The sequence below is a fragment of the Aureimonas sp. CAS genome (assembly GCF_059838215.1).
Genome location: NZ_CM187563.1, coordinates 779,040 through 795,422 on the forward strand (window position 1 = coordinate 779,040; position 16,383 = coordinate 795,422).

Here is a 16,383-nt window from a genome sequence, read left to right on the forward strand (position 1 = left end):
CTACGCCTTGCCGCGCTCGCGCACCGTGCGGCCCTTGCCGGTGAGCCGCACCCAGATCTGGCCGCCCCGTCCCCTGTCGGCGATGGCGAGGCCGAGCCGCACGAGCGTCCCGACATCCATGTTGTCGATCGGTCGGAGCTCCCCGATCTCCCGCCCGACGCTGTCGACAGGATCGAAGCCGTCGTCCAGCCGGTCCATGAGCCGGATCTGCTCGGGCGAGAGGTCGCAGAGGCGGATCACGGCGTCACGACGCATCCGTCAGCTTCGCGGCGCGCCGAAGTCCGGATAGGCGGTCCGCAGTTCGGGGAAGAGGCTGTAGGTCGCGCCTGCACAGGCCGCACTGTCCCACTGGCTGCCGACGACCATGCCGTCGTCGAAGACGAAGGCGATGGTCCGGCTGGGGCTCTGCCCGTCCGTCCCGGCCGCGTACTGCAGCCGAACGCAGACGAGCGGGGATTCGGTGCCTGCATTGGCAGCGCCGAGGAAGGGTGTCGAAATCTCGGAGGTCCGGATGCCCGAGGGATCGGGAAGAACGGCGCGGACGGACGCGGGAAGGACCTGCCGGTAGTTCGAGGGCACCGCCGCAAGAACCAGCGCCTGCCGATCGACGTCGTTCATCTCCCCCGACGTCTGGCATGCGGTGAGGGGAAGGGCGGCCGCCAACAGAATGCTCGCGCGGTAGGTCATCGATCTCTCCAGTTTGCCATGGACGCAAGATGAAGCCGCCCGCCGAAGAGGCAAGTGGCGTCAGTCCTCGCCGAACATCCCGGGCGGCAGCTCGCCGAAGGTCGCCAGCACGACCGGCTCCTCCACCACCTCGCCCGTTTCGGTGTCGACGGTCTGCTGGATGGCGACGACGCCGGTGCAGCGGCTCGAATCCCGCTCGGCCCGAGCTGCGGCGGCCGCGGCCGAGGGCTGCTCCATCTGCCGACCGGCGACGAGCTTCTTCCCGACCTGATCGAACTGCTGGACGATGAAGAGCGTCTTGGCGGGCATTGCGGCTTTCGGATCCATCGATCGCGATTCGCGAGCGGAGACAGCTTCGGGACCGGACGATTCGTTCCCCTCGACCTTGCGGGCGATTCCGAGCACCCATCGGGGGAGGCGTTCGAGACCGTCCGGCGTCCGGGGTGAATCGACATGTGCGGGGAAATGGTGCTGCGAGAGAGGATTGAACTCTCGACCTCTCCCTTACCAAGGGAGTGCTCTACCACTGAGCTACCGCAGCCGGTGCGGGCGGGTCTATCGCATGGTCGGGCATGGAGTGCAAGGCGTCGCGGCTCGTTCCTGCACGGTCCTTCAGCGGAATGTTCTGGCCGGGCCCGAATGCCGCTCCGGCCCGTCCCGTCCCCCGATCCGGCAGTCGGCCGGAAGGCCCGTCGAGCCGGCTTCCGGCGCGTTCGGGCGAACCCTTCCGCCGATCGATATCCGGGGAGGTAGCGCAATGTCAGGTTGCCGAAATGGTGAACGCAGCGCTAGGTTGAAGTCGTTCTCGGCATGGCTATTTCCCCAGCCGAACCGTTCGAGCGCTCCGGTCCATCGATGCAGTTCCTCGCCAATTCCCCCGATCGCCCTCCACCCGAGCCGGCGATCCGCACGCGGAACAGCATCCTTTCGCAGCTCGGCGATCGCGATCTTCGCGAACTTGCCTCCGATCTGGACCTCGTTGGACTGGATTCCAAGCAGATCCTCAGCGGAGTGCATGCGATCCCCGAGCATGTCTATTTTCTGGAGGGCGGCATCGTGTCCTTCACGCTCGAGCTGCCGACCAGCGGTCTCGTCGAGTTCGGCGTGATCGGGCGCGAGGGACTGTCGAGCTACACCGCTTTGCGGGAAGGGCGGCTTCAGCCGGTCGCTTCCACGGTTCAGGTGGGCGGGTGCGACGCCTACCGCATTCCGGCCGAGCGCCTGCGTCACTGGGTCCGCCGGATGCCCGACCTCTACGACGCGATCCACGACGCGCTCTACCAGCTGATGGGGCAGCTGGCCCTGACGGCAGCGTCCAATGCCCGGCACGGCCTTCCGGCCCGCATGTCGCGCTGGCTGCTCCTGTGCGACGATCGGCTCGACGGCGACGCGATTCCGCTGACGCACGAGTTCCTAGCGCGCGTTCTGGGCGCGCAGCGCACCAGCGTCACCTCGACCCTGCACGTTCTGGAAGGGGAGGGCGCGATCCGAAGCCGCCGAGGGCTGGTCCGCATCATCGACCGCGAGCGGCTCAAGCGTTTCGCGGGCGAGGCCTATCTAGAGCGCCGTCGCGTCCGAACGGACGCATAAAGGTCGCTCTAACTCTTTGTATTGACGCATCAGGCCTTCCGAAAATCGACTCCGATTTTCGGGCCGATGCTGTCGGCTGAGCCGGCCTGCCGCGTCCGTCGGAGCGGCGGAACGCGTTTCGCTTCCCGGCCGTCGGGTCACGACCTGGCACGGTCTGATGCCGGGTGCCTTGAAGTCTCGGTGTGCTATCGGGAAAATGGTGCCCAGGGACGGAATCGAACCGCCGACACTGCGATTTTCAGTCGCATGCTCTACCAACTGAGCTACCTGGGCGCCGTTCCGAACGAGGTGCCGCGGCCCTTGGGGCGGGCGGTTCGTCCGTCATGCCGCCGCCTTATAGAAAGGCCGTTCCCGCCTGTCTAGCCTCTTCGGCCAGCGAATTTTCACCACGCGCCTCGTCGTTGCGAGCGCTTGCAGACAGGGCCGTCCGCCGCCGCATCTCCCGGCCTATTTACATACCGGCCAGACGGTCTAAAAGTATCGGCGTGATCGAGGAGGACCCGTGGAGGCGGGATCGGTCGCTGTCAGCCCTCTGGGCTTTGGGAGGAAGTTCATGTTCCATCGATCGGCAATCGTCTTGGCCGGCATGCTCGCGGCCGCGACCCTCGTTCCGCAGGCCGGCGCGCAGACCGTCCTCATCGGCGGCGAGCCCGGGCCGAACCGCGGCGCCCGTGCCGAGACCATGCAGTGGTACGCCGAGGAGGTCGCCCGGCTGACCGAAGGCTCCGTCACCATCGACATGCGCTGGGGCGGCGCGCTCTACGGCGACAGCGCGGCCGTGAATGCCCTTCGCGACGGCGTCGCCGATCTCGGCACCGTCATCGGCGTCTATTTCCCGCAGGAGATGGCCGCGCTCGGCGTTTCCGACCTGCCGCTCGAAAACCCTGATTCCTGGGTCGGCATGCGCGCCACCGACGACGTCATGCGTACGGAAGCCGTGACGCAGGATCTGGCGCGGCGCAACCTCGTCTATCTCGGCACCTTCACCGCTTCGACCGTCCAGATGGGCTGCCGGGGCCGCGAGATCCGCACCATCGACGACATTCGCGGCGTGCGCATGCGCGGCGTCGGCACCTATGGCCAGGTCTTCCGCGACCTCGGCGCCTCGCTCGTCAACATGTCGGTCTACGAAGCCTATCAGGGGCTCGAGACCGGCCTGCTCGACTGCACGCAGGTCTATTCCTACCTCGTCCAGGCGATGAGCTTCGACGAGGTCCTGACCTCCTACACGCTCCTCGACTGGGGCCAGATCGGCTCGGTCACGCTGTTCATGAACAAGGACGCCTTCGAGTTCCTCGAACCCTCCGAGCAGGAGGCCATGATGGAGGCCGGCCGTCGTCTGGCCGACGAGATGGGCTCGCGCGTCTTCAAGGCGAACGAAGAGGGCATCGAGATCCTGCGGGCGAAGGGGACGCCGGTGATCGAGTTCGACCCGGCCGAGCGCCAGCGCCTGATCGAGGCCAGCGGCAGCTATGTCGAGCAATGGCAGGCGAGGGCCGATCAGGAGGGGCTCGACGGCGCGGCGCTGCTCGCCGAGTTCAAGGAGCGCGTCGCCCACTGGACGCGGGTCCGCGACGACGAGGGCTACCCCTGGGAGCGTGCGGCCGACTGACGGCTCGCCGCTTCCCTCCGTCCGGTCCCGTTCGAGGTCCCAGCCATGCTCCACCGCATCGAGCAGATCCTTCTCGACATCGCCGTCGCGGCGGTCTTCGTCCTCGGCCTGCTCGTCGCGGGCAACGTCGTCGGCCGTCATGTCTTCGGCGCCGAGATCCCCGATTCGGTCGTCATGGTTCGCGATCTGATGGTGGTGGCGATCCTGTTCCCCCTGGCCCGCGCCACGGCGGAGCGACGGCACGTCGCCGTCACCTTCTTCACCGACTTCCTGTCGGAGCGCGCCCGCGCGCGCTTCACGGTCTTCGGCTGGATGGTCGGCACGCTCGCCATGCTGCCGATCCTCTATGCCGCCTGGCGGGCCTTCGCCTCGGCCTGGGGCTCGGGCGAGTTCTTCCAGGGAGACTTCGACATACCGCAATGGATCGGGCGGCTCGCCTTCTTCGTCGGCATGGCGGTTCTCTGGCTGCGCCTTGCCATTCAGGCCGTGCGCGACGTCGCGGTGCTGCGCCGGACGGGCCGCATCGACGGCCTCGACGGCGTCCACTGAGGAGAGGGCCATGGATCCCGTCACCATCGGCCTCGTCGCCTGCGCCGTCGTCGTCGTCCTCCTCGCCATGCGCGTGCCGATCGCCTTCGTGCTCGCGGGCGTGGCGGCGGTCGGCACCTTCCTCGTCTATGCCACGCGCTCCGGCACCTTCCAGCCCGAGCGCGCGATCAACCCGACCGGATCGGTGATCACCTCGAACTTCTTCAATCTCGTGCATTCCTACGATCTGAGCATGATCCCGCTCTTCATCGCGCTCGGGAACATCGCCTATCACACGGGGATCACGACCCGGATCTACCACGCGGCCAATGTCTGGATGCGTCAGGTTCCGGGCGGCGTCGCCATGGCGTCGGTGCTCGGCTGCGGGGGCTTCTCGGCGATCTCCGGCTCCTCGATCGCCTGCGCGTCCACCATGGGCCGCATCTGCACGCCGGAAATGCTGCGCCTCGGCTACGATCCGCGCCTCGCCACCGCCAGCGTCGCGGCCGGCGGCACGCTCGGCGCGCTGATCCCGCCCTCGGTGCTGTTCATCCTCTACGGCATCTTCACCGAGACCTCGATCTCGCAGCTGTTCCTCGCCGGCATCCTGCCCGGCCTCGTCTCGCTCGTCGGCTTCCTGGTCGTGATCTGGCTCTGGGTCCTGGCCAATCCAGCGGCCGCGCCCCGCTCGGCGGAGCCGGTGCCGGCTGGCGAGCGCTGGCGGGCCGCGCTCGGCGCGTGGCCGGCGGTGCTTCTCTTCGCCGTCATCATCGTCGGCATCTATGGCGGGTTCTTCACGGCGACGGAGGCGGCGGCGGTCTCGGTGGTGATGACCGTCCTCATCGGCTTCGCCCAGCGCCAGCTGACCTTCGCCAATCTCTGGCAGTCGGTTCGCGACAGCGCCGTTCAGACGGCGGCGGTGTTCCTCATCGCCGGATCGGCCAAGATGTTCGTCGCCTTCATCGCGCTTACCGGCATCGCGCCGGTGGTCGTCGACGCGGTCTCGTCGCCCGACATGTCCTTCGCGGCGCTGATGATCGGGATCGTGGTCGTCTATCTCGTCCTCGGCATGTTCCTCGATCCGATCGGCATCCTGGTTCTGACGCTGCCCTTCATGATCCCGCTCGTGGAGGCGCAGGGCCTGCATCTGATCTGGTTCGGCGTCATCGTCGTGAAGCTTCTGGAGATCGGGCTGATCACGCCGCCGGTCGGGCTGAACGTCTTCGTCGTCGGTTCGGTCGTCCCGCCGGGCATCACGGTGGAGCAGATCTTCCGGGGCATCTCCCGCTTCCTCGTCGCCGAGGTGGTCGTGCTGATCCTTCTGATCGCCTTCCCGATCATCTCCCTCCTGATCCCCCTGTCGAGCTGAAGGCCGCCATGCCCGGAACCGTCCGCTACGAACGCGAGGGCGCGATCGCGCTCCTCACCATCTCCAACCCGCCGGTGAACGCGGCGAGCCATGCCGTCAGGGCCGGCCTTCTGGAGGCTGCGGCGCGGTTCGCGGAAGACGGGGAGGCGAAGATCGCCGTCCTTGTCGGGGAGGGCGCGAACTTCGTGGCCGGCGCCGACATCTCCGAATTCGGCAAGCCGCCGATGGAGCCGCTGCTGCCGAACGTCGTCGCCGCGATCGAGGCGAGCGAGAAGCCGGTCGTCTGCGTCGTGGCGGGCGCGACGCTCGGCGGCGGCCTGGAGCTGGCGATGGGGGCGCATTACCGCCTCGCCCTGCCGAGCGCGCAGATGGGCCTGCCCGAGACCACGCTCGGGCTCCTGCCAGGCGCGGGCGGAACGCAGCGCCTGCCGCGCCTGATCGGCAGCGAGGCGGCGCTCGAAATCATCCTCAGCGGCAAGCGCCTTTCGGCCGGGGACGCGCTGGTGCTCGGGCTGGTCGATCGGGTGGCGGAGGGCGATGCGCGCGAGGCGGGTCTCGCTTTTGCGAGCGCGCTCCTCGCCGAGGGGAAGGGACCGCGCCGCGTCTGCGAGATGCCGGCTCCGCCGATCGGGGAGGAGGCGGAGCGCTGGCAGGCCCGCATCGCACGCGAGGACAAGGGGCAGGTGGCGCGTGCCACGGCGCTCCGGGCGGTCGTGGAGGGCGCCTCGCTGCCCTTCACCGATGGCATGACGCGCGAGCGCGAGCTCTTCCGAGAACTTCTGGACACGCCGCAGAGGGCCGCGCTGGTCCATGCCTTCTTCGCAGAGCGCAAGGTCTCGCAGCTGCCGGAGCTGAAGGGTCTGGAGGCGCGCCCCGTCCGCCGGCTCGGCGTCGTCGGCGGTGGCACGATGGGCGCGGGCATCGCGGCCGCCGCGCTCCTGAAGGGAATTCCCGTCACGCTGGCCGAGCGCGACGAGGCGAGCGCGCAGAAGGCGCGCGGAACGGTCGCCGGCATCCTCGACGGCAGCGTCAAGCGCGGCAAGCTGACCCCGGAGAAGCGCGACTCGATCCTCTCCGGCAGTTTCGAGACGGCCGTCGGATACGAGGCGCTCGGATCGTGCGACCTCGCCATCGAGGCGGTGTTCGAGGACATGGCGGTCAAGCGCGCCGTTCTGTCCGAGCTCGACAAGGTGCTCGGCCCGGACGCGGTGATCGCGACCAACACCTCCTATCTCGACGTCGACGAGCTCGCCCGGGCCACCTCGCGCCCCGAAAGCGTCATCGGCCTCCATTTCTTCTCCCCGGCCCACGTGATGCGGCTTCTGGAGATCGTGGTGGGCGAGAAGACCGCGCCGCAGGTCGTCGCGACCGGCTTCGCCTTCGCCAAGCGTCTCGGCAAGGTGGCGGTCCGCTCGGGCGTCTGCGACGGCTTCATCGGCAACCGCATCCTGTCGGCCTATCGCGGCGCCATGGACCGCTGCGTCCTCGACGGCGCCTCGCCCTTCGCGGTGGACGAGGCGATGGAGGAGTTCGGCATGGCGATGGGCCCCTATGCGGTGGCCGACCTCGCCGGGCTCGACATCGGCTACGCCAACCGGCGGCGGATGGACGCGACGCGCGATCCGCGCGACCGGCCGCCGCTCTTCGCCGACCGGCTGACGGAGATGGGACGCAACGGCCGCAAGACCGGCCGGGGCTACTACGTCTATGCCGAGGGCGGCCGCACGCCGGACCCGGAGGTCGAGGCCATCGTCTCCGCCGTGCGTGACGAGAACGGCACGAGCCCGCGCCAGTTCACCGCCGAGGAGATCGCGGCACGCGCGCTCGCCGCCATGGTCAACGAGGCGTCGAAGATCCTGGAGGAGGGCATCGCCCGCCGTCCGCTGGACGTCGATATCGTTCTCCTGACCGGCTACGGCTTCCCGCGCTGGCGCGGCGGGCCGATGCACCATGCCGACGCCGTCGGGCTTCCCAAGATCCTCGCCGACATCGAGCGCTTCGCCGAAGAGGACGCCTTCTTCTGGAGCCCCGCGCCACTTCTGAGGCGCCTCGTCGCCGAGAACCGCTCCTTCGCCGACCTCAATCTTGAAGAGAAGCTCGATGCCTGACGCCGTCATCGTTTCCACCGCCCGCACCGCCATCGGCAAGGCCGCGCGCGGTGCGCTGAACGCAACGCATGGCGCGACCATGGGCGGGCATGTCGCGGCGCAGGCCGTGACGCGCGCCGGGGTCGATCCGGCCCTGATCGAGGATTCGATCTGGGGCTGCGGCTACCCGGAAGCTGCGACGGGCGGAAACATCGCGCGCCAGATCGTGCTGCGCGCCGGCCTGCCCGTCTCCATCGCGGGCGCGACTGTGAACCGCTTCTGCGCGTCGGGGCTCCAGGCCCTCGCCATGGCCGCCAACGCCGTGCGGGTGGACGGCGCCAACGCCGTCCTGGCTGGCGGGGTCGAAAGCATCAGCCTCGTCCAGCCGCCCGCCCGGCACAGCCGCGAGGCCTGGATCGAGGCGAACCGGCCGGACCTCTATCTCCCGATGATCGAGACCGCCGACATCGTCGCGCGTCGATACGGCGTCTCGCGGCAGGCGCAGGACGAGTACGGGCTGCGCTCGCAGGCTCGCGTCGCCAAGGCGCAGGCGTCGGACCTCTACCACGACGAGATCGTGCCGATCACGGTGACGAAGCGGATCGAGAACCGGGAGACCGGCGAGGCGCGCGAGGAGGAGGTCACGCTCGCGCAGGACGAATGCAACCGCGCCGATACGACCATCGAGGGGCTGGCCAAGCTGAAGCCCGTGCGCGGCGAGAGCGAGTTCGTCACCGCCGGGAACGCCTCGCAACTCTCCGACGGTGCGGCCGCGCTCGTCGTCATGTCCTCCGAACTGGCCGCGCGCGAGGGTCTGACGCCGCTCGGCGCCTTCCGCGGCTTCGCGGTGGCCGGCTGCGAGCCGGACGAGATGGGGATCGGCCCGGTCTTCGCCGTGCCGCGCCTTCTGGAGCGTCACGGCCTCTCGGTCGAGGACATCGACCTCTGGGAGCTGAACGAGGCCTTCGCGAGCCAGGCGATCTACTGCCGCGACCGGCTCGGCATCCCGGACGAGCGCTGCAACGTCAATGGCGGGTCCATCGCGATCGGCCACCCCTTCGGGATGACCGGCGCGCGCATGGCCGGGCATCTGCTGCTCGAAGGGCGGCGGCGCGGCGCGCGTCTGGGCGTCGTCACCATGTGCGTCGGCGGCGGTCAGGGCGCCGCCGGCCTGTTCGAAATCTATTCGTGAGAAGGGCAGACATCATGGACCGGTCCGACAGCCCCGACGAAGCGGCCTTCCGGCAGGAGTTGCGCGCCTTCTTCGCCGAGCATCCCGACGAGGAGCTGAGGCGCAAGGTCCGCCTGTCTCTGCCCCTCACCAAGGCAGAGCACGAGGGCTGGCACGCGAAGCTGCAGGAGCGCGGCTGGCTGGCCGGCTCCTGGCCGCGCGAGTTCGGCGGAGCGGGATGGGGCGCCGTCGAGCGCCACATCTTCGAGGAGGAGCTGGCCCGCGCAGAAGCGCCGCGCATCGTCCCCTTCGGCATCACGATGCTCGGCCCGGTCTTGCAGAAGTTCGGCACGAAGGCGCAGCAGGACCATTTCCTGCCGCGCATCCTGTCCGGGCAGGACTGGTGGTGCCAGGGCTATTCGGAGCCCGGTGCCGGCTCCGATCTTGCATCGCTCAAGACTTCGGCCCGGCGCGAGGGCGACCATTACGTGGTCAACGGCCAGAAGACCTGGACGACGCTCGCCCAGCACGCCGACTGGATCTTCTGCCTCGTGCGGACCGATTCCAGCGTGAAACCGCAGGAGGGCATCTCCTTCCTTCTGATCGACATGAAGACGCCGGGCGTCGAGGTGCGGCCGATCGAGCTGATCGACGGCGGCCACGAGGTCAACGAGGTCTGGTTCACCGACGTGCGGGTGCCCGTCGAGAACCTCGTCGGCGAGGAGAACAAGGGCTGGACGTGCGCCAAGTTCCTGCTGACGCACGAGCGCACCAACATCGCCGGCGTCGGCTTCGCCAAGGCCGCGCTCGCCGATCTTCAGCGTGCCAGCGCCCGGCGCGAGGACGGCGGGCGGGCGGCGATCGACAATCCGGTCTTCGCCGCGCGGCTGGCGATGGCGGAGATCGAGCTTCTGGCGATGGAGACCACCAATCTTCGCGCCCTGGCCAAGGCCGCCGCGGGCGGCGCGCCGGGCGCGGAAAGCTCGATGCTGAAGGTGAAGGGCTCTGTCATCCGGCAGGAGATCGACGACCTGCACCGGCGCGCCGGCGGAGCCTACGCGCTCCTGCGGCGCTCGGAGGAGGAGACGCCCGGCGTCAACGATCCGCTGCCCGGCCCGGCGAGCGCGCATGCGGCGAGCGCCCGCTATCTGAACCAGCGCAAGCTTTCGATCTACGGCGGGTCGAACGAGGTGCAGCGCACGATCATCGCCAAGTCGATTCTCGGCCTCTGACGGCCGAAGTGAGGACGGACCCATGGATTTCACCTTGAGCGACGAGCGGCGGATGCTTCGCGAGAGCCTCCGCGGAACGCTGGAGCGCGGGTCGGGCGCGAACTGGGGCGAGATGGCCGAGCTCGGCCTCTTCGCCGCGCTCGTCTTGGAGGCGGACGGCGGCTTCGGCGGCGAGGGCGAGGACGTCGCGCTCGTCTTCGAGGAACTCGGCCGGGCGGGCTGCGCGCTCCCCGTGCTGGACCATGCGGTCCTCGGCACCGGCCTTCTGGCCGCGGCCGGCTCGGACGTGCTCGAAGGTGCGGTCGGCGGGCAGACGCGCCTTTCGCTGGCGCACGAGGAGCAGGGTGGCGTCGGCCGCACGCTCTTCTGCCGCACGGCGGCGGAACGGCTCGAAGGCGGCGGCTATCGGCTGCGCGGCGGCAAGAGCGTGGTCGTCGGCGGCATCGAGGCGGACCGCCTGATCGTCTCCGCTCGTCTCGGCGGCGCGCCCGCGGAGGGTGCGGAGGGGCTCGCCCTCTTCCTCGTGCCCGCCGACGCGCCCGGCCTCGAACGCCGGGCGGTGCCGCTGCAGGGCGGCGGCGAGGCCGCGGAGATCATCCTCGACGGCGTCGAGATCGGCGAAGACGCGCTTCTTCTCGAAGGCGACGCGGCGGCCGAGGCGCTCGGCCGCGCGGAGGCCCGCGCGATCCTGGCCCTTTGCGCCGAGATGCTGGGCCTGATGGACCGCGCCATGGGGCTGACCGTCGAATATTCGCGCACGCGCAAGCAGTTCGGCAAGCCGATCGGCGCCTTCCAGGCGCTGCAGCACCGCATGGCGGACATGGCGATGGAGGTCGAGCAGTCCCGTTCGGCCGTGTTCAACCTCGCCCGCGCGATCGAGGGCGCCGACCGGGACCGGCAGGCGAGCGCGGCCAAGACGCTGGTCGGACGCACGGCGCGCCTCGTGGCCGAGGAATCGATCCAGATCCATGGCGGCATCGGAATGACCGAGGAGTACGAACTCGGGCATCTGGTGCGCCGGCTGATCGAGGCCGAAACGCGCTTCGGCGACAGCGACCATCATCTCCAGCGCTTCGTGGAGCTGTCGCGTCCGCTCTGGGAGGCGCAGGCCGCATGAGCGACGGGCTGATCCTGAACGAGACCGGCGCGCAGCGCACGCTCGGCTACGTCGTGGACGTCGGGCAGGGAGACGGGCGCGCCCGCGTTTCGCTCGACATCGAGGACGGGCATCTGAACCGCCACGGCGCGTTGCATGGCGGGCTCGTCACGCTCCTTCTCGACAGCGCGGCCGGTGCCACGGCCAGCCTTTCGCGCGACGAGACGGGACGGCTGCCCTTCGTCACCATCTCCTTCACCACGCAGTTTCTGGCGCCGGCCCGCGCCGGCCGTGTCACTGCCACGGGTCGGGTCGCGGGCGGCGGGCGCTCGGTCGTCTTCGTGGAAAGCGAGCTTCGCGGCGACGACGGTGCATTGCTCGCGCTCGGCTCCGGCGTGTTCAAGCCCGCCCGCGTGGAGGCGTCGTCGTGACGGGCTGGCTTCACCAGATCGTCGAGCGCGCCGCCGGCGCCGCGCCGGACCGTCCCGCGATCCGCGACCATGACGGGCGCCGCGTCACCTATGGCGAGCTCGACGCCCTGTCCCGCGAGGCCGCCGAACTCTTGGCAGAACACGGCGTCGGCCCGGGCGACCGCGTGGCGATCGTCGGCGAGAACGCTCTGTCGATGGTGGCGCTCGTCTTCGGCGCGAGCCGGCTGCGCGCCACCTTCACGCTCCTGAACGCACGGCTTGCCGGCAGCGAGATCGAGCGTTGCCTTGCCCATGCCGATCCGCGCGCGATCCTCTTCTGCACCGGCGTCTCGCCGGACGCGCAGGCTCATGGCGAGGCGAGGGGCGCGAAGGATCGTCCGACGGGCTTCGGACGGATCGCCGTCGCGGCACGACCCTCGGCGGAGGTGGATCCGTCGCTGCTGGATGAGCCTGCCGTCGCGGCGATCCTCTTCACCACCGGCTCGACCGGCACGCCGAAGGGCGTGATGCTGACCCACGCCAACCTCCTCTATGCCGGCGAGCGGTCGAGCCGCCTGCGTGAACTCGCGCCCGGCGACGTGATCTACGGCGTCCTGCCGCTGACCCACGTCTTCGGCCTCGCCTCGCTTCTCGTCGGCGGACTGACGGGCGGCGCGGAGATCGTGCTGGTCCCGCGTTTTTCGGCCGAACGCCTCTACGAGGCTCTGTCCTCCGGCGACGTGAACGTCTTTCCGGGCGTTCCGCAGATGCACGCCGCCCTGATGAGCCTCGTGCGGGGCAAGGGCATGGAGCGGATCGCGGACGGGCGCCTGCGTTATCTCTCCTCCGGCGCGGCACCGCTCGACCCGACCTGGAAGCGCGAATGCGAGCGCTTCTACGGCGTCGCGCTGCAGAACGGCTACGGCCTGACCGAGACGACGGCCGGCGTGTGCATTTCCTCCAACGCCATCGGCGACCCCGACGTCAGCGTCGGCGAGGCGCTGCCCGGCATGGAGATCGCCCTCGACGAAAGCGTGGCGGGCGGCGGCGAGGGCGTCGGCGAGGTGCTGACGCGGGGACCGGCCGTGATGCGCGGCTACTACCGCAACGAGGCGGCGACGCGCGCCGCGTTCCGCGAGGACGGCTTCCTCAGGACCGGCGACCTCGGTCGCTTCGACGAGAAGGGGCGCCTCCACATCGTCGGGCGGTCCAAGGAGCTGATCATCCGCTCGGGCTTCAACGTCTATCCGCCGGAGGTGGAGGCGGCGCTGAACGATCATCCGGCCGTGGCGCTTTCGGCGGTCGTCGGCCGCACCGTTCAGGGGAACGAGGAGGTCATCGCCTTCGTCCAGCTCGTGCGCGAAGGCGCCGCCAGCGCCGAGGAGATCGCGCGCCACGCGGCGACGCGCCTCTCGCCCTACAAGCGGCCCTCGCGCATCGTTCTCGCCACGGCGCTTCCGGCCGCCGCCAACGGCAAGCCGCTGAAGCATCTGATGCTCGCCCATTTCGCCGCCGAGCTTGCAGCGCTCGATGCCTTCGCCTCGGAGACGCGGGCCGAAGCCTCGTCCTGAACCGAGGAGCCGCTCGTCCGAGGGACGCGCCGGCTCTATAGATCGGCGGACACGACCGGAGACATTCGAGACGCCATGTCCGCCACCATCTCCCGCCGGCAAGGCCGCCCGCCCGCCATGGAGGACATGCGCGGTCACATCCTCGACGTGGCGGCGGAGGTCTTCGCGCGGGGCGGCTACGACGGAAGCTCGCTCGCCGAGCTCGCCCAGGCCTGCAACATGACCAAGCCGGCGATCTACCACTACTATCGCAGCAAGCAGGACATTCTCGACGCCCTCATCATGCGCACGCTGGAAGGGCTCCTGGCCCATGGCCGCGCGGCGCTCGGACCGCCGGGCGACGCGGCCGGCGATCTGAAGCGCCTCATGATCGCCCACGCGCGCTATTTCGACGCCAATTTCCACGCCTTCTCGGCCATGCTGTCCGGTTTCGGCTCGATGGCGACGCGCCTTCAGGCGCAGGACGCGCGGCGCGTGCGCGGCGAGTACGAGGAGATGATCCGCGACTACATCCGCCGCGCCATCGCCGAGGGCTCGTTCCGCGAGGTGGACGTGGCCGATGCCGGGCGCGCGATTCTCTCGCTCCTGAACTGGATGGGGCGCTGGTATCGGCCGGATGGACCCCGCCGCGCCGAGGATTTCGCCGCCGACTATTACGAGATGTTCGTGCACGGCCTGCACGCCTGATCGCCACGGAGCGGCGCGCTCGCCCGGGCCGCCCTATCTGGAGGCCGGCGGGGCTGGACGAAGGTCGGAGCGATGAATGGCATGGATCGGGATCATCTCCGACACGCACGGGCTCCTGCGCCCGGAAGCGGTCGAGCGGCTGCGCGGCGTGACGCGGATCGTCCATGTCGGCGACATCGGTGCGCCCGAGATCGTGCCGCGGCTTCAAGACATCGCTCCGGTGACGGCCATTCGCGGCAACATCGACACCGCCGAATGGGCGATGGCCTATCCGGAAACCGCCGCCCTCACGATCGCGGACCGTCGCCTCTTCGTCATCCACGACCGCAAGGATGTGGCGTTCGATGCGGAAGCGGACGGGTTCGACATCGTCCTGTCCGGCCATTCGCACCGGCCGGGCTTCGAATTCGTGGGGCGCGTCCTTTTCCTCAATCCCGGCAGCGCCGGGCCGCGCCGCTTCCGCCTGCCGGTGACGCTCGCCACGCTCGATCTTGGCCGAACGCCGCTGAAGCCCGAGATTCACGCGCTGATCTGAGATGGCTCAGGACGCGAGGCCCACGGTCAGTCCGCCGCAGACATAGAGCACCTGCCCGTTCACGAAGGACGACCGCTCGTCGAGGAAGAAGGACACGGCCTGCGCGATGTCGTCCGGCGTTCCGACCCGCCCGGCCGGAATGGCGGAGACGATCGCCGTCGTGCGCGGGTCGTCGGGCGGGTTGTTGCGGTCGAACTCGGCGGTGGCGATCGTTCCGGGCGCGACCGCGTTCGCCGTGATGCCGTGGCGCGCGAGCTCCAGCGCCCAGGTCTTCGTCATGCCGTGCAGCGCGGCCTTGCTCGCGGCATAGGCCGTGCGCAACTCCTTGCCGAGCGCGACGCGGCTGGAGATGCTGACGATCCGCCCGTGCCGCGCCGCCTTCATCGCGGGAAGCAGAGCCTTGGTGCAGACCATGGCCGTGCGGACGTTCACCGCCATCACCGCGTCGAGATCGTCCGCGCTCACGGTCTCGATCGGCGCGGGCCGCACGATGCCGACATTGTTGACGAGCGCCAGCGGCGCGCCGGCCAATAGGATGTCCCGCAGCGCCTCGTCGAGCGCCGCCAGATCGGCGACGTCCACGCGATGAAAGCGGTGGACGGCGTCGTGTTCGGGCTCAATCCGGTCGATCGCGACGACGCGGAACCCGTCGTCGCACAGTCTTGCGCAGATCGCGGCGCCGATGCCGCGCGCGCCGCCCGTGACGAGGACGCTTCGTTCCATCGTTCGTCCTCTCGTCGGATTGCGCGAAGCGCTCAGTTGATCGTGACGCCGGCGCTCTCGATGATGTCCGCCCATTTCGTGCGCTCGGCCTCCATGAAGGACGCGAAGCCCTCGGGCGTGTCGGTCCGGGCGACCGCGCCCTGCAGCGCGAACTGCTCCCGCACGTCGTCGCGCGACAGGAGGTCGACGATCGCCCCATGCAGGCGCTCGATCACCGGCTGGGGCGTGCCGTCGGGTGCGAAGATCCCGAACCAGGAGGTCGCCTCGTAGTCCGGGAAGCCGCTCTCGGCGATCGTCGGAACGTCCGGCAGCGCCTCGGCCCGCTCGGCGGTGGTCACCGCGAGCGCCTTCAGCGCGCCGGAGCGGATCTGCTGGATGGAGGAGGGGAGGTTGTCGAACATGATGGCCGTCTCGTTGCCGAGAAGCGCGGCGACCGCAGGTCCGCTGCCCGTGTAGGGCACATGCTCCATCTCCACGTCCGCGATGACGCGGAACATCTCGCCCGAGAGATGGATGGACGTGCCCGCGCCGGACGAGGCGAAGAGGATCTCTCCCGGATGGGCGTGGGCGTGGGCGACGAGCTCCTCGACCGAATCGTAGGGTTCGCTCGGGTGCGCGACGAGAACGTTGGGAACGGCCGCGATGGGCGTCACGGGCGCGAAATCGGCGACCGGATCGTAGCCGAGGGTCGGGTAGAGGCTCTCGTTGATCGAATGGGTACCGACCGTACCGAGAAGAAGCGTGTATCCGTCCGGCTCGGCGCGGGCGACCGCCGCCGTGCCGACGCTGCCGCCGGCGCCGGGCTGATTCTCCACCACGACGTTCTGGCCGAGTTCGCCCGACAGCTGCTGGGCGACGATGCGCGCCAGGATGTCGCTCGTTCCGCCGGCGTTGAAGGGAACGACGAGCGTCACCGGTCGCTCCGGCCACGAGTCCTGGGCGCGGGCCTCCCCGGCCGGCACGAGGGCCGAGAGTGAGAGAGCCGACAGGGCAGCCAGCCCGAACATGAGGGCACGGCCCGCCGGCCGCGACGGATCGCGATACGCTTGCAACATCGATTGGTCCTCCCATGGGCGCGTCGCCGA

General features: G+C 69.6%; 17 protein-coding genes and 2 tRNA genes. 12 read left to right on the forward strand and 7 right to left on the reverse strand.

The window, feature by feature from the left end:
- The 4 genes from AC6R2M_RS03580 to AC6R2M_RS03595 form a co-directional block, all read right to left on the reverse strand.
- Window positions 1-255 (reverse strand): hypothetical protein, encoded by a 255-nt coding sequence (locus AC6R2M_RS03580; protein ID WP_500485566.1) that lies wholly within the window; start codon window positions 253-255, stop codon window positions 1-3.
- Between the two features lie 3 nt (window positions 256-258).
- On the reverse strand, window positions 259-618 hold the full coding sequence (locus tag AC6R2M_RS03585) for a hypothetical protein (RefSeq protein ID WP_500485568.1): 360 nt from the start codon (window positions 616-618) through the stop codon (window positions 259-261).
- Window positions 619-747: 129 nt separating this feature from the next.
- Entirely contained in the window at window positions 748-996 is a 249-nt protein-coding gene (locus AC6R2M_RS03590) for a hypothetical protein (protein ID WP_500485570.1), read from the reverse strand.
- A 157-nt stretch (window positions 997-1,153) separates the two neighbouring features.
- Window positions 1,154-1,228 (reverse strand) — tRNA-Thr (locus AC6R2M_RS03595).
- Between the two features lie 269 nt (window positions 1,229-1,497).
- Here AC6R2M_RS03595 and AC6R2M_RS03600 point away from each other — a divergent pair.
- Window positions 1,498-2,277, forward strand: a complete 780-nt coding sequence (locus AC6R2M_RS03600) for a Crp/Fnr family transcriptional regulator (RefSeq protein WP_500485572.1) — start codon at window positions 1,498-1,500, stop codon at window positions 2,275-2,277.
- Between the two features lie 197 nt (window positions 2,278-2,474).
- Here AC6R2M_RS03600 and AC6R2M_RS03605 read toward each other — a convergent pair.
- Window positions 2,475-2,550 (reverse strand) — tRNA-Phe (locus tag AC6R2M_RS03605).
- Between the two features lie 280 nt (window positions 2,551-2,830).
- Here AC6R2M_RS03605 and AC6R2M_RS03610 point away from each other — a divergent pair.
- From AC6R2M_RS03610 to AC6R2M_RS03660, 11 genes are all read left to right on the forward strand, one after another.
- Entirely contained in the window at window positions 2,831-3,889 is a 1,059-nt protein-coding gene (locus AC6R2M_RS03610) for a C4-dicarboxylate TRAP transporter substrate-binding protein (RefSeq protein WP_500485574.1), read from the forward strand.
- A gap of 45 nt (window positions 3,890-3,934) precedes the next feature.
- A complete protein-coding gene (locus tag AC6R2M_RS03615) occupies window positions 3,935-4,438 on the forward strand; it encodes a TRAP transporter small permease (protein WP_500485576.1) in 504 nt (167 codons plus the stop codon).
- Between the two features lie 10 nt (window positions 4,439-4,448).
- Window positions 4,449-5,786, forward strand: a complete 1,338-nt coding sequence (locus tag AC6R2M_RS03620) for a TRAP transporter large permease (RefSeq protein ID WP_500485578.1) — start codon at window positions 4,449-4,451, stop codon at window positions 5,784-5,786.
- An 8-nt stretch (window positions 5,787-5,794) separates the two neighbouring features.
- A complete protein-coding gene (locus AC6R2M_RS03625) occupies window positions 5,795-7,894 on the forward strand; it encodes a 3-hydroxyacyl-CoA dehydrogenase NAD-binding domain-containing protein (RefSeq protein WP_500485580.1) in 2,100 nt (699 codons plus the stop codon).
- Complete coding sequence (locus AC6R2M_RS03630) at window positions 7,887-9,065, forward strand: acetyl-CoA C-acyltransferase (protein WP_500485582.1); 1,179 nt, start codon at window positions 7,887-7,889, stop codon at window positions 9,063-9,065. Before AC6R2M_RS03625 ends, AC6R2M_RS03630 begins: the two co-directional genes overlap by 8 nt.
- A 14-nt stretch (window positions 9,066-9,079) precedes the next feature.
- Window positions 9,080-10,276 (forward strand): acyl-CoA dehydrogenase family protein, encoded by a 1,197-nt coding sequence (locus AC6R2M_RS03635; RefSeq protein WP_500485584.1) that lies wholly within the window; start codon window positions 9,080-9,082, stop codon window positions 10,274-10,276.
- Window positions 10,277-10,298: 22 nt separating this feature from the next.
- A complete protein-coding gene (locus AC6R2M_RS03640; RefSeq protein WP_500485586.1) occupies window positions 10,299-11,393 on the forward strand; it encodes an acyl-CoA dehydrogenase family protein in 1,095 nt (364 codons plus the stop codon).
- A complete protein-coding gene (locus tag AC6R2M_RS03645; RefSeq protein ID WP_500485588.1) occupies window positions 11,390-11,803 on the forward strand; it encodes a PaaI family thioesterase in 414 nt (137 codons plus the stop codon). Before AC6R2M_RS03640 ends, AC6R2M_RS03645 begins: the two co-directional genes overlap by 4 nt.
- Window positions 11,800-13,353: a class I adenylate-forming enzyme family protein gene (locus AC6R2M_RS03650; protein WP_500485590.1), complete on the forward strand. Its 1,554-nt coding sequence runs from the start codon at window positions 11,800-11,802 to the stop codon at window positions 13,351-13,353. Before AC6R2M_RS03645 ends, AC6R2M_RS03650 begins: the two co-directional genes overlap by 4 nt.
- A 75-nt stretch (window positions 13,354-13,428) precedes the next feature.
- Window positions 13,429-14,040, forward strand: a complete 612-nt coding sequence (locus AC6R2M_RS03655) for a TetR/AcrR family transcriptional regulator (protein WP_500485592.1) — start codon at window positions 13,429-13,431, stop codon at window positions 14,038-14,040.
- Between the two features lie 76 nt (window positions 14,041-14,116).
- Entirely contained in the window at window positions 14,117-14,575 is a 459-nt protein-coding gene (locus AC6R2M_RS03660) for a metallophosphoesterase family protein (protein WP_500485594.1), read from the forward strand.
- Window positions 14,576-14,581: 6 nt separating this feature from the next.
- On the opposite strand, the gene AC6R2M_RS03665 is transcribed toward AC6R2M_RS03660, so the two are convergent.
- Window positions 14,582-15,298, reverse strand: coding sequence for an SDR family NAD(P)-dependent oxidoreductase (locus tag AC6R2M_RS03665; protein ID WP_500485596.1), 717 nt, complete (start codon window positions 15,296-15,298; stop codon window positions 14,582-14,584).
- A 32-nt stretch (window positions 15,299-15,330) separates the two neighbouring features.
- Window positions 15,331-16,353, reverse strand: a complete 1,023-nt coding sequence (locus tag AC6R2M_RS03670; protein ID WP_500485598.1) for a Bug family tripartite tricarboxylate transporter substrate binding protein — start codon at window positions 16,351-16,353, stop codon at window positions 15,331-15,333.
- Window positions 16,354-16,383 lie beyond the last annotated feature (30 nt).